At 58.9% G+C, this 13,287-nt stretch carries 10 protein-coding genes; all 10 read right to left on the reverse strand.

Features of this window, described 5'->3' with window-relative positions; all coding sequences use genetic code 11:
* Position 1: 1 nt before the first annotated feature.
* Genes dmul_RS12895 through dmul_RS12940 form a run of 10 tightly spaced genes read right to left on the reverse strand, consistent with a single transcriptional unit; the run spans position 2 to position 13,179 of the window.
* On the reverse strand, positions 2-2,569 hold the full coding sequence (locus dmul_RS12895; RefSeq protein WP_020875764.1) for a baseplate J/gp47 family protein: 2,568 nt from the start codon (positions 2,567-2,569) through the stop codon (positions 2-4).
* Complete coding sequence (locus tag dmul_RS12900) at positions 2,566-3,225, reverse strand: baseplate J/gp47 family protein (protein ID WP_070962331.1); 660 nt, start codon at positions 3,223-3,225, stop codon at positions 2,566-2,568. Before dmul_RS12900 ends, dmul_RS12895 begins: the two co-directional genes overlap by 4 nt.
* A 4-nt stretch (positions 3,226-3,229) precedes the next feature.
* Positions 3,230-5,176 (reverse strand): baseplate J/gp47 family protein, encoded by a 1,947-nt coding sequence (locus dmul_RS12905; RefSeq protein ID WP_070962333.1) that lies wholly within the window; start codon positions 5,174-5,176, stop codon positions 3,230-3,232.
* A 3-nt stretch (positions 5,177-5,179) separates the two neighbouring features.
* Positions 5,180-5,539: a GPW/gp25 family protein gene (locus dmul_RS12910; RefSeq protein ID WP_020875762.1), complete on the reverse strand. Its 360-nt coding sequence runs from the start codon at positions 5,537-5,539 to the stop codon at positions 5,180-5,182.
* 9 nt (positions 5,540-5,548) lie between these two features.
* Positions 5,549-6,121 carry a phage baseplate assembly protein V gene (locus dmul_RS12915; RefSeq protein ID WP_020875761.1) on the reverse strand — a complete coding sequence of 191 codons (573 nt, stop codon included), beginning with the start codon at positions 6,119-6,121 and terminating at the stop codon, positions 5,549-5,551.
* Positions 6,122-6,127: 6 nt separating this feature from the next.
* Positions 6,128-7,237, reverse strand: coding sequence for a phage late control D family protein (locus dmul_RS12920; RefSeq protein ID WP_020875760.1), 1,110 nt, complete (start codon positions 7,235-7,237; stop codon positions 6,128-6,130).
* A 10-nt stretch (positions 7,238-7,247) separates the two neighbouring features.
* On the reverse strand, positions 7,248-7,529 hold the full coding sequence (locus dmul_RS12925; protein ID WP_040414391.1) for a hypothetical protein: 282 nt from the start codon (positions 7,527-7,529) through the stop codon (positions 7,248-7,250).
* A 28-nt stretch (positions 7,530-7,557) separates the two neighbouring features.
* Positions 7,558-8,253, reverse strand: a complete 696-nt coding sequence (locus dmul_RS12930; RefSeq protein ID WP_020875758.1) for a hypothetical protein — start codon at positions 8,251-8,253, stop codon at positions 7,558-7,560.
* A complete protein-coding gene (locus dmul_RS12935) occupies positions 8,250-9,269 on the reverse strand; it encodes a tetratricopeptide repeat protein (protein WP_020875757.1) in 1,020 nt (339 codons plus the stop codon). The genes dmul_RS12930 and dmul_RS12935 overlap by 4 nt, the downstream gene beginning before the upstream one ends.
* A gap of 16 nt (positions 9,270-9,285) precedes the next feature.
* Positions 9,286-13,179 (reverse strand): eCIS core domain-containing protein, encoded by a 3,894-nt coding sequence (locus dmul_RS12940; protein WP_160167719.1) that lies wholly within the window; start codon positions 13,177-13,179, stop codon positions 9,286-9,288.
* Positions 13,180-13,287: the final 108 nt, after the last annotated feature.

Genomic DNA, 13,287 nt, shown 5'->3' on the forward strand with positions numbered 1-13,287 from the left:
ATCACGCCTCCTCTGCAATGTCGACGGCATAGGTCGATGACGCGCCTGTTTCGAGGCGGACGAGCTGGTCGCGTCCAATTCTCAGGACATCTTCGACGGCCTCGGGAGCATCGAGGAGATGAAAACGCGTGATGTCGGCGCCGATGACCCCCTCTGCGGAATGCACCACCTGATAAATCTCGCTGAGGGCGATGGCCTGTCCCAGACTGAGGCGATCGAAGGCGAAGAACTGTTCGACCGCCGCCGTCACGTTGGCGAGCACGGCATCAGACAGATAGGCGGGGTCGGGATAGATTTGAAGCGTCAAGGCCGCATCCACCGGCGTGTAGTTGACCACGCTCAATTTGCGATTGGGGTCGCGCCGGCCGTCGAGATCATCAACGAAAGTCCGGAAGGTTTCGCCGACGACCTCGGTGCCGCCGTCACCGGCGATCACCAGTTTGACGACCTGCCACTCCTGATCCCATTCGATGAATGCCCGTGCCTTTGAGATGCCGATGAATTCGCGGGCGGCATCTTCGAAATCACGCAATGACACGATACGGCCGAAGGTACGAACGGTGTTCGGGGCGTTCACGCGCACGGCATCCAGGGCTTCGGGTTCCGCGCCGCCGCTCGACGCCGTCGGATTGAAAACCTTCCAGAGGCCTTTGGGGCGTTCGAGGGGAGTCTTGATGGATTTCGCCGGAACATTGCCCACTTTTCCGAGTCCCTTGCGATATGTGGCGGAAACTGTGTTGGGCCCCGTGCCGGGCCGTGCGCCGGTATGGCTGTCACCCGTGCGGATAATCGTCTCCTGTTCATCGGTGATGTCGATCGTGTAAACGGTTTCGTCGGGCGCTCTTCCATAGAAGCTCGGGACCTTTTTCCACAGGACGCCGTTGACGCGCAATTCGAGGGCGGGCGCCGCGCCGTTGGGTGCACCTGCCTGGGGCACATGCGTCAGGGGGGATTGTTTGAGTTCGAAGCGCTGGAAGGGTATTGACGCATCGCCGTTGCCCAGTATCTCGTCGGCGATGGTTTCGCCGTGGGTGGCGGGGACGACGTTGGCAAAGATGCGGGTGTTGACGCGCACGTAACTGTATTTCAATCCCTCAGCCAGAATGATACGACTCCCCGGGGTGCCGCCGGACAGGGATTGGGTTTCTTTGACGGCCGCCACCTCGCCTTGAATGCCGTTGGATTCCGTTTCGCCGAAGACCATCAGCAGATGCCCCTGCCGTAACGAACGGATATCCTCCCTGACGTCGATTTCCATGCCGGAGACGGGTGTGGGGCTGACATCCTGTGCCAGGGGCAGCTGTTCGGCATCGAGGAGCACCTCCGTCCCGCGCACGCGGGAGAACGGCGCATCATCAGCCAATCCGTAGTTGTCGAAATTCTCGTCCGTATCGACCTGCAAACGGGAGACCTGGGCGGTGCGGGTGTAATCGGTGCGGCTGACCGTTTCAACGTTTGTCACCTTGTAGGCTTCACGATAACCTGAATTCCCCATCACGATCCACCCGCCCTTGACCACGCTCTCATGGACACGGTCCAAATCGAGGGTGTGCTTGCCCAGCCCGAGCTCCTGATTGGGGAAATCTTTCTGTTCCCGGACCTTTGCCGTCACGGCCATGAGATAAGGACCCGGATCCAGCGTCGTGTCGACATCCTGCTCTTCCGGCGGCAGATATTCATATGCGGCGAGCGGACCGAGGGTCCGCCAGTCAGGAGCGTTATGGCCGAACAGCGCGCCCCGTCCACGAAAGACATACAGATCCGCTTCTTCCTCGACGACAATTTCGTTTCCCCAGACACGGGTGCCGAGTTTTTCATTGAAGACGATGCGCGTCTCGCCGGCTTCGGTGTCCCGTTCGACCGCGATGACCCGGCGCACCTCGTACTGTTCGCTGTCGGGATCAAGCCCGGCGCGTTTTTCCCCCACGATCAGCACCCAGTCTCCGACGGCAATCCGGGCACGGGCACCCTTCAAACGTGTTGTCGTGTCGTCGATGTGGAACGTCACATTCTTCGCCGGGTCGGGCAGCGGTGTCAATTCATTCCAGACGTCCCGGGCATCCAGCTCGTCCGAGGTTTCGAAGGTTTGCGGTTTCTCTTCGCCTGCCGGCACATGCTGTACTGGAAATTGCCTGCGAATCCTCGCCGATGTGCCGTCTTTCATCTGAAACACCAGATAGACGGAGGATGCGACACCGGGCGCTGCTTTGTAATCCAGCAGATTGGCGAGGTAAATCAGGGAATCACGATGTCTGGCGGTGCGGATGAAAGCCTCGTTGGCAATACGTTCCTGATAAAATGTCAGAATATCGGCGACGTATGCCCACAATTCGATCAGGGCGATGCCGTAATCGTCGCTGTCGCGGGCCGACCAGCTGCGCAACGGCGCTTTGATCGTGCGCCCGTCGGCCTCGACCTGAACGCGCGGTATATTGCGAAGCATGGTGCGGCGAAAGCTGTCGAAGGTGCCGACCCGATAGCGCAGCGTATCCAGGCCGGCGCGGTTGTCGAGAGGCCGCGGTGTGTCGTAATCCCCCTTGCGTTCGGCTTCTTCGCGTTCGTCATTCATGCATTACCTCCCAGCATGCTCAGGTGGAGAATCCCGTTTTCAGGAAAATCAGGGTCGTTGTCGAGCCGCACCACGGCAAATTCGCCGATCTCGATGTATCCGCGCGCCAGATTGGCCTCGGTCTCGGCATCGGCGGCCGCGGCGTACTGCCGGTGCAGACCGGTGATCGCGACCGAGGTCACACCTGTTACAGCTTCGACGGCGGCATATATTCTGCTGATATAGAGGGTCTGCCCGAACGTGAACCGATCCGGATGGAAAAAACCCAGCCGGCCGTCGGGCAGCCGACGATTGCCCAGGACATCCAACACCGCCTGTTCCACCTCCGAGGGGAAATATCCGGGGGCCACGCAAATCTCCAGGGATAATTCCAGGGGCACATAGATCGGATCGATGATTTCCAGATCGTAGCCTGTCATGGTGTAGGCGCTCACATGACGGATCAGATCGGCACGCAGTTCGGGCGTGACTCCGGTTGTGCCTTTGGGATCGACCCGAATGAAAACCGTGTGCCAGCTGCCTGTCCACCGGAATTGGGCAACGGCGCGCGCCACCCGGTCATGTAATTCCGTCACCCTGGCGTAGTCGTCTTCGGTCACGGCACGTTTGAGTGACCTCCGCATGGCAGCCGGCGCCAGACGCTTAACCTGCGCCATGCTTTCAGGCGGGCTGCCGCCCCCATGCCGGCAGAGGATTTCGCACCGAAGAAATGTTCTGCATTGCACCAATGTCGTCATACAGCACGATGTAATTGAGCTTATCCGCGCCGATATTGCCCTGGGCGCCGCTGCCGACACGATAGCGCACCTTGAAGACGCTGTCGTCATCGGGAATCGCGCCGTATTCATTGGTGCCGAAACGCAATTGCGCCCGCCCGAGATTATCCGTCTCGACCACCACGTCTTCGGCAAAGCGATCGCTGTTCAGGAGGGTTTCAGGTACGATGCGCCAGTTGCGCGGACGATCGGGATAGGTCGATTCGGTGTAGGATTGAATGGTGTGAACAGCCGGTTGCGCATGACGCGGATCATCATCGAAGAGGGCCTTTGCAGGCTTGTGGATCATGGCGTCAAGCGGTATGCTGTGCGCCAGCGGACCTTCATTCAGGGTGAAGCGAAAGGCCCGCTCTCCAAGTTTGGAACCCTTCCAATCGACCATGTCCGGGGGTTGGGGGTAATATTCATCTTTTCCATGGGGGCGCTTTTCATCATCGCGTGCCTTTCCCACGCTCATCGACTCACCGTAAGTGCGCCCTTCGTCGGCAATCGCAAGATTGCCGCGTCCGACGCTGACCTTTTCCAAAAATATACCGTCATCAGTGACATTGCTGATCCAGATGCGGAACGGAAGGGCGTCTTCCTCGGCCCAATGGACCCGCGTAACGGTCGCCTGGGGCGGGCCTCCGAATGTATCCTCGATGGTTTCGACGTCGGTGAGGCGCACGAGATGCCTGCGGTTGGGGTCGGCGGTCAGGCTTTCCCCGGTATACGGATCAACCAGTTCCTCCAGCAGCAGCAGATCGCCCGGCCGCAATTGCCACTCCGAAGCGCCGGCAAAATCCCCTGAAATGTCGGCCTGGGTTGCACCTGTCGGCAGATAAGCGACCTGATTACGCCAGTTGTAGAGGGTCAATGTATTGAGCTTTTCGTGAAACCGCAACACGTCCGGGTCTTTGATCTTGATTTCAAAGACGGCCCCTGCGCTGTTGAGCGCGTCGTCTTCGCGCGACGAGGGGATGAGATGCGGCAGCTTGAGCCCCTGGGACTGGGTCGTCAACCGCACAATACGGTCGCCCCCCGAAGGCGCGTCAAGCACCATCCCGCCCATCGCCATCCGGATGTGTATGACGGTCCGCGCACTGAGACCTTCATGCATGTCGTAATCGATCAAACGGGCGTGCCGGCGGACGCTGACACGTTGGCGGGCGGTTTCGATGAAGGCTTCATTGGCAACCGCATCCTGATAGTAACTCAGCTGGTCGCCGACATAGGCAAGCAGTTCCAGCAGCATCATGCCCTGATCGGCAGCCCGGCGTTCAGACCAATCGGGAATGAGGCGCGGCAGCAAATCGACCAGGGCTTGTCGGAAGCTGTCGTAATCCTTGGCCATGTAATCCACGAAAATGTCGGCTTCCGATTCGGGCGGCGCGATTGACGGTCTGCGGCAATCAAAACGGGCCGGGCAGCCGGCTTTGAAATTGAAGGCCGCCTCACGATAGAACAGATCGAGGGGGAAATCGTCGGGCGGCGTGCCGCCCCCATAGGTGATCCGCAGACGATATTCACTGAAATCGCCGGGACGATCGACCCCCAGCTCCAGATGGTCTTCAACCCGTGTTACCGATACCACTCGAATATTGCGGACGCGATCCCCGCCAAGAATCTCGAAGGCGTCGATGTTGTCGTGAAGGTCGTCGAGCAGGGTGTCGACTTTGCCTGCCGGAGCCCCCGGGCCCGGCGCGATAAAATAGACCCGCAACACCCGTTGATGGGTTTCGCCCGGCGTGGTGTCCACCTCTATGTAATCGATGCCGTTGTATCGGCTGTTCTGCAATTGCTGCCGTCGTTCGGTGTCGTCGAAGACCATACCGCCGTAGTTTGCATCCATGAGTTATCCCGTCTCGAATGTGTCGGTCAGTATTTCGCCGGTATCGAGCCGTACATATACCACCTGTACGCTCAGTTGCGACTCGTGTTGCCGGACAACGACATCCTGGACCTCGATGATATCGCCCAGCCAGCGCTGCAGCGCCCCGTGGACGGAATATTGCACCGTGGCGATCAGTGCGCCATTGGGCAGCCCGAAAACCATCTGCAATAATCCGCATCCAAAATCAGGTCGGTTGACGCGTTCGCCGGGACTGGTGAAAAGCACCTGTTCAATCATGTCGCGGACGTGGTCGTTACGGCTGGTGATGCCTGTACGTCCACGCGCATTCACTTGAAACGGATAATCCATATAATTTCTCATGCCGGTCTCCTAAGTCACTTCCAGCGAGCCGTCGTTGACATTGACGGCCCTGCCGTCCAGCACGATTTTCGTATTGCCGCCGTCAATGGTGATGGTATCGCCCTCGACCGTGATGGATGCGCCGCCGGCGTGTTTCAGCGTAATGGCGTCGTCGCCGTCGGAGATCGTGATGACATGCCCGGAGGCGGTGGACAGATCGACGGCTTCGTCGGCATCGCTGATGCGGAAAACATTGCCGCCTGCGGTGCGCAACATGAAGACCCCCGGCGCCGCGCCTTCGGGCAGCTGATCCGATGCCCAGAAGCAGCCGACCCATATGGGGTGTGAGAGGTCGCCGCCTTCAAACTCCACCCAGACCAGCGCATCCACTTCGGGCACCATGTACAGGCCGTGCCCATCGCCCGCATACGGCAGGCAGGGCAAGGCCCAGCCGAGCGGTTCGCCGCCGCCGATTGCAGGCACTTCGACCATTACGCGCCCGATGTTGAGTGGATCGTCGTTGTCGAGCACACGTCCGCGATACTTGCCGTAATAGCGCTGCCGGGATGCGGTTTCGAACAGGGCTTGACGTAAATCCGGCATCGTCTCTTATTCCTCCTCGGGTGTGAAATCATCCTGGCGACGGGGCGCCAGGGCATTGCGGCGCAGGGTAAAGCTCTGGGTGTATTCGCCCTCGATGAAGGCGTGGAGAACACGCTCCACCAGATAAATGCCGCTGTATAATTCCCCTGCCCCGCGCACGGTCACGGTGCGCTTCGCCCGCAGAACCGCGCCGAAATTACGGGTGTCGACCTCACCCTCCGCAACGACGGCAAGACTGCTGCGGTTGCAGAGCCCCTGGGCAATCGACAGCAACTCGGCGTCGATGGCCGCGCCCGAGGGCAGCACACGCGACATCCGAGGGGTCGTGCTCTTGAAGAGATCCTCACCGCCCAGAAGTGTCAGATCGCTGCTCCCGGCACTCCCCGTCTGGTTTTCCCCGCTGTCGAAATCGATGTTGTCGACCTGTACCGCTGTGGGGCGCAACATATCCCAGCGGACATTGAGAAAATTCAGATTGCTGGACTGCCCCATGTGAATCGTGAGCAGGCCCTGGGGTTCGCCGTCCAGCCGCACCGGCCCGAAATGTCCGGTCAGGCTGCCGGATGCGGGATCGACATCGATATAGACGTCGAAGCCGTGCCGCTGGGCCAGGAGTTGCAGGAATTGCATATCGGTTCCGCGCTGGACGATCAGCGTATTGTCTTCTTCATAGGTCACATCGGTCGTCTCGACTTCGGACGACAGACCGTAATCGTTGAAAATGGTGCCGGCGATATCACTGTCCGACATCCCGGCCCATGTCCGCACAACCTCCCGGCGGCTCATCAGGACGCCGGCATCCATCGCCGTCACGGTCAGTGTCGATTCCCCGGGGTTGTTGGTGAATGCGGTCTGGGTCTCGACCACATAAGCGTCGATCACGGTTACGGGGTCGTTGTTGCCGACCGTAATCTGCAACTGGAGATGGGTGAGCGGCGAGAAGACGGCATCATCCAGCACACGCCAGCCACTGCCGTCTTCCTTCACGGCGATGTTAAAAACGAGGCGCAGCATATCCGCCATCTGCAGATGCTCTTCGGCTTCCACCGTCTGCAATTGGGCCAGCAACTCATGATCGAGAACCTGTCCATCCACCAGCAGGGTAAACGTCGCCACGGCCTATCCTCTATTCCTGTGCGGACGGAATCTTGATTTTGCGCCCGAAGTCACCCGCCAGATCATCGGGAAACATGACGGCGTTGGCATCGCAGATGCGCCAGAAGCGACGGGCATCCTTGTAATAGAAATAGGAGATGTGATCGAGCCGTTCGCCTTCGGTGATAATGTGTCCACGCCGGGGGGGCGCCGGCGGGATAAACCGAATGCGCTTGTATGCGATGTTGCGGCCTTTGCCGTCCACCCATTCGGCATCCCTGACGGTTGCATAGCGGCTCTGCTTACTGAACATGGCGTTTCCTTCCTTCCGTCTGTCTTCTCTATTCAGGTAATAAATTGCGCGTGCGCCGGCCCACCCGGACCTGTCCGTGATGGTCATCCGCCAGTTTTTCCTTGCGTTTCTGGTAGGCGACGAAAATATCGATTGCCTTCCGGGTGTTGCCCTCGATGACATCGAGGTAGGTCAGCACCTGCATCGAGACGTCAACCTTGGCTCGGATCGGATTGAAGTTTCTATCGAAGGTCTCTTCCGAGACCGAGAAACTGGTCAGATGAACGGGAACGACCCTCGAGGCCCCCAGCACCAGCACGACCATCGGCAGCAGGGCCGGTTCCAGATTGACGACGCCGTCGGCTGCGAGCTGCTCGTTTTGCTCAAATTGAAAACTCGGTGCATACATCAGCAGTTCGAGCGCGGACAGTGCCGGAATCAATCCATTTTCCGAAACGAGTTCGTTGTCTTCGGGTGCCTCGAGGGCATCGGCGGCGCTCAACTCGATGGACATGGTGATGGTTTCAATCGGCGGGCCGACCACGCGTCGCATGTCCTGGGGGGTATTGTTGCCCCTTTGCTCGCCCTCGTTGCTCGGGGCGCGATGTTTGAGCTGCCGCCGCACCTGATTCGGGTTGTACTGAAACGGCAGCACCGTCGGGTCGCTGTCTTCTTCATCGGGGGCATAGATGGCAAATGCCCCCTTGAGTACCTGCGGGCTTCGCGGTGAAAAGGTGCTGGTCACGCGTCACGCTCCTGGCCGTTGGGTTGCGGTTCATTCCGCAGATATTGCGCCGCCCAGACGTTGAACGGTTCAACATCGGCGTCGGCGACCTGCTGCATCATTTGCGTGCCCCGCGGGTCCTCAACACCGCAGAGCGCCGATGCCATATAGTAGCGCACACGGACATCGTGGGGTTGGGCCTCGTAGACAGGCGCGATGAGATCCAGAGCCTCCCGGGGACACCCCTGTGTGAGCCTGAGTACGGCACCGTCGATCCGTGCCGGGACATGATCGGGCTGTCTGTCCAACAGGGCCTCGATCTGTTGCCAGGCCGCCTCATGATCCCCGCGTGCTGCGAACACGACAGCCAGTTGACGGCGGGCATCGATATGGTTCGGGTCGAGATCCACGGCATGCATGAGGGCTTCAAGTGCAAAACCCAGATTCTTCCGGGTGAAGTGGAGCACCCCGATCTGGGCCCAGGCGTGCGCATCATCCGGTGCAAGCCGAACGGCCCGCTGCAACAGCTTCATGGCATCGTCTATCTGGTTCTGGGGCGCTAAAACGGTTGCCAGTTGGGTCAGGATTCGCGGATTGTCCGGTTCGATCTCCAGATAGCGGCGCCAGGCGTCTGCCGCCTCGGGGTATTGATTGCGGAACATGCAGAGCTGGCCGAGATTGTCGAGCGCGGTCAGATTTTGCGGATCGCGCTCGATAGCTTTTTGTTGAAAATGTATCGCCTTATCGTAATCTTCCAGCATGGCATAGACATTGCCGAGATTGCCGTATGGGGCGCTCCGATCCGGTGCGATGTCGATGGCCTTCCGGTAACAGCGCATTGCGTCTTCTATTTTGCCCTGTTGTGCCAACACATAGCCGAGATTGTTCAGGGCGGTGGCATTCTCCGGCTCGTAAACGAGTGCACGTTCATAGTGCTCGCGCGCGCCTTCGAGGTCGCCGTTGACGTGCAGGACGGCACCGCGGTTGATATGCCGCAGCGCGGGCGATCGTTCCTGGATCGGCTCTTGATTGTTCATGGTCGCCTCCTCGAACTCAGAATTGATCCAACACCCCTGTAATCAAACTCCGGGCATCGATATCCGGCACCGTAAATTCGACATCGTCCAATGACACGTCAAACGGTTCGCCTTCCCTGTAATGGATCGGAAAATTGATGCCGAACCTCAGGTTGCTGCCGTATTCAACAGCAGCGAGATTCCAGCGCTCGTTGTACAATTCAATCGTCGTCAACCACAAATCCGCGGAAACATCGACGTAGGCATCGACACTCAAACGCAATCTGGGTTCCACGAAAATGCCGGCGTTGGCGTCGATTTCCAAACCCCTGGTGGGCATCCAGCCCACGTTGACATTGGCTTCGAGGGCACCCTGGAGCCCCAATTCACCGCTGACTTCCAGACCCGCCGTTGCGCTGACGACGGGAATGCCCGCGCCGATCCCTCCCCGCACGAACAGCCGCAGACCGGCGTCCGCCGGAACATACAATTGCCCGCGTCCGGTGACGTGCGTCTGGTCTTCATGGTCGGGATTGTAGGTGATGCCGAGACTCAGCTCCCGCAATTGGCCGGGACCGAAGCCGGCGCTGACATCGACACCGCCGCCGATGGTCGCGAATATACCGATGCGCTGCCCGGCCACGGCCACCCCCACGATGGGAATGTCGATATTGATGGTGAAGATATTCTTCTCAACCAAACGACGCGGAAACAGATCGACGGTGTTGGGCAGCGCAATCTCGCCGCGCAGTTCGATTTCAGCATTGGGCAGCAATGTGATGCCGACCGTCCCCTGCAGCCACGGGGTGAGCTGAACCGTCACCTGTCCGCCGCCGTAAGCACGGACGTTGGCGGGTTCGGGATCACCGGTGGGCTGGTTGCTCTCGGGGTCCACCGGGCGGTTGGTGGCGCCCAGGGTCAATTCGCCGCTGAGCATGCCGCGACTGTAGGCGGCGGTCACGTTGGCATCAAAAATACCGTCGTCGTAACTGAGTCTGACCTGCGAGTTGATGCCCGGTATGGCGGGTTGCGCCGTTCCGGTTGCGCTCACTTTGTAACCGCCGTCGGGCCTGCGTTGAACTTCAGCTTCAAGACTGCCGCTCCGCAGGCCGGGAACTTCGCCCAATTGAAGCGAGCCGCCGATCATCAGTCCTTCTTCTTCGGAGTAGGTCAGACTCAAGCCTGCATTCTGGATGCCTGGTGCGGCGAATTGCGCCGTGCCGCTCGCCGTGATCGTGTCGTTTTCATAGCCGATGGTGAACGCCGCGCTGCGGATGCCGTTGATCCTGCCGCTCGGGATGCCGATGGTCCCGCGGGCGCCGAACGCTTCATCCGCGTACCACATTTCAATACGAGCGGGGTCAAAGAGCTCGGTATCAAAATTGAACTCACCGCCCAGCTGAAAACCCCCTTGCCGGCCGCCCGGAATGCCGGTCCTTGCCCCACCTCGAATATTCCCGGTGCCCAGTCGGTTAATTTCAAAATCCATCGAGCCGTTGACAAACAGGCCTTGTGCGGTGCTGACGCCCAACGTGACGCTTGACGCAGTAACGTCGACAGGGCCCGGTATGGTGAACTCGCCGATGTCAAAGGTCTTCTGGATGCTCAGTTCACCACCCTCGACAAACACATCGATATCCGCCTGTTGGATGAGAGGGATGGTCGGCAACAATTTGCCCTGAATGAAAACACCCTTTTCAGGTTCGATGCCGATGTTCGTAATTTGAATGGGACTCGCATCGGGCACGCTGAGTTCAGGGCGGTGAGCATCGAATGAACTTTGATTGACGGCACCGGCGTACTGATAGGTGCCGATCCTGTCAATGCTCAGGAAATTGCGCGGCTGTTCAGCGCCGCCTTCCAGATTGTATTGGCGATTCCTGCCGCCGCGACCATATCGGATAAAATAATACCCACCGATTTGCCCCTTTGAGGTCGCATTGACATCGGGATTGAAAGTGATTTCACTGATGGAAAATCCTGCGATCTGATCTTTCCGTGCGGCACCCACATTCCAACTCTGCTGGGTTGTCAGAGGCTTTTTCTCTGCCGGAACCGGTAGAATAGCTCGATAAAGCGCGTTGTTGCGCCCATAGATGACAACTTGCTGGTCTGATCCCGATATTTCTTCGCTGATGCCCCGATGCGGCGACAGGATTGGATTGGCCGGGTTTGGATTGTTAATATCTATGATTTCGATGTTCCGCCCGGTGCGAGGGCGGTTGAACACCTGAAAATGCTCTCCGCGCTGTATCTGTCCCCATGTCCAGTATTTGACGCGTGTTCCGCTATTTCCGCCGCCCTTGCTGAAATCCTTGAAATAGATATTGTACCTTTCAAGAATCGCTCTTTCATTCAAGGTGCGAATTTTCTCGACATCGTTATATCGGGTATCACCGGCCCCCTCTGCGAGCGTCACGCTACCGTGTTTCCTGCTGATGGATCTCCTGATATACTGGTCGATCAGACTACCGCTCTGGTTGTTGGTTGAAGCGTCGAGCAGGATGACGTTGCCGTCTTCTGAAAAAACATCGCTCCCGTGCGCCCACCCCCAGTTCCCCGGATAAGCACCGGAGACCTGCAATTCGACAATGTGGTCTACTTCGAATTCCTGGAATGCGCCGGATGCGTTCCACTTCGGACGCTTGATGCTTGAGATCAATTCGCTCGCCGTTCCATGATACCCTGCGTCTCCCCCACCTCGTTTAAAGCGGATCGTGTATACGGTTGTCTGATCAAGTCCGAGCAATGGATTTGCCGGAGTCGACGGTTGTGATCCGGGCGTCATGGCGCCGTCCCACTTGCCGCTCGCATCACGTGGACGGCTTGCGGATTGATAGCGGTGATCACGGTACAGACGATTGCCTTGATTTGCCGGCTGATATTTCGACAACAAATATTCGTCGTATTTAAAAGCGGGTAATGACAGAGCAGCCATATGGATGCGCGGCAATCGTCTGCCCGGAAGCGGGTCACTGCTCACTTCCAATGAACCGTCACTCGACGCCGCGATTACATCCGAGGAACTCCCGGATGATCCGCCGCCGTTTTCACCATTGGCGCGCTGGATGACATCGCGCTGGATGGGTTGTTGCCGTTGCCGGCCTGTTGTAGCGGCTGCACCCTGTTGAATGGTGTGGGTCAGTTCATGCGCGAGCAGATCGCGACCGGCGCTGGTCTGGGGTTGATATTGCCCCTGCCCGAAGAAGATGTGCCGTCCCTGGGTGAACGCCCGGGAGTTCATCTGACCGGCGATTCGAGCGGCTTCCGCATCATCGTGAACCCGGATCTGACCGAAATCGGCCCCGAAGCGCGGTTCGAAGTAGTCGCGCGTTTCTTTGTCCAGGGGACGACCGCCGCCCTGCATCAATTGCTGGATGCGTTCCTCCATTTGCGGTGAGAGACGCCCTTCCCTGTCCGGCCGAGCGGAGCGGGTCTGCAGATCCTCTTCTCCCGCCTCGAGTTCCTGCCGCTGGATGCGTCTGGGCTGGATTTCCTCCGCTTCTTCGTTTTCCGCCTGCCGCTGGATGCGTCTGGGCTGGATTTCCTCCTCTTCTTCGCTTTCCGTCTGCCGCTGGATGCGTTTGGCCTGGATTTCTTTCTCTTCGTCGCTTTCCGTCTGCCGCTGGATGCGTCTGGCCTGGATTTCCTCCGCTTCTTCGCTTTCCGCCTGCCGCTGGATGCGTTTGGCCTGGATTTCTTGCTCTTCGTCGCTTTCCGTCTGCCGCTGGATGCGTCTGGGCTGGATTTCTTTCTCTTCGTCAGGCGTTTCCCGGCGTTGAACAAGAGGGGTGACCTGTTCAGCGATTCCGGCTTCCTGTTGATCAGCGCGATGTTCGGGTATGGCGGCCACACGCCGTGCCATCTCGTCCGCTTCGGACTCGTACTGGTCGTTGGCGGGCGCGACACGCAGCTGATATTGCCGCAACATATTTCCGACGCCGCCCGATGCCTGTTCGCGGGAATGCTTTCGCCGGGATAAAGGACGGGCAGTGGAAGTGCTTTTGCCGGATTTTTTTTGTCTTTGTTTCGCCATGGC

Origin of the sequence: Desulfococcus multivorans (genome assembly GCF_001854245.1) — a bacterium.
Classification (GTDB): domain Bacteria; phylum Desulfobacterota; class Desulfobacteria; order Desulfobacterales; family Desulfococcaceae; genus Desulfococcus; species Desulfococcus multivorans.

What these genes read in the sequence shown, in the direction of transcription:
- dmul_RS12905 (WP_070962333.1), bottom strand. Translation starts at nt 5,176, where the DNA reads ATGGATGCAAACTACGGCGGTATGGTCTTCGACGACACCGAACGACGG.
- dmul_RS12935 (WP_020875757.1), bottom strand. Translation starts at nt 9,269, where the DNA reads ATGAACAATCAAGAGCCGATCCAGGAACGATCGCCCGCGCTGCGGCAT.
- dmul_RS12900 (WP_070962331.1), bottom strand. Translation starts at nt 3,225, where the DNA reads ATGGCGCAGGTTAAGCGTCTGGCGCCGGCTGCCATGCGGAGGTCACTC.
- dmul_RS12895 (WP_020875764.1), bottom strand. Translation starts at nt 2,569, where the DNA reads ATGAATGACGAACGCGAAGAAGCCGAACGCAAGGGGGATTACGACACA.
- dmul_RS12925 (WP_040414391.1), bottom strand. Translation starts at nt 7,529, where the DNA reads ATGTTCAGTAAGCAGAGCCGCTATGCAACCGTCAGGGATGCCGAATGG.
- dmul_RS12910 (WP_020875762.1), bottom strand. Translation starts at nt 5,539, where the DNA reads ATGAGAAATTATATGGATTATCCGTTTCAAGTGAATGCGCGTGGACGT.
- dmul_RS12915 (WP_020875761.1), bottom strand. Translation starts at nt 6,121, where the DNA reads ATGCCGGATTTACGTCAAGCCCTGTTCGAAACCGCATCCCGGCAGCGC.
- dmul_RS12940 (WP_160167719.1), bottom strand. Translation starts at nt 13,179, where the DNA reads ATGTTGCGGCAATATCAGCTGCGTGTCGCGCCCGCCAACGACCAGTAC.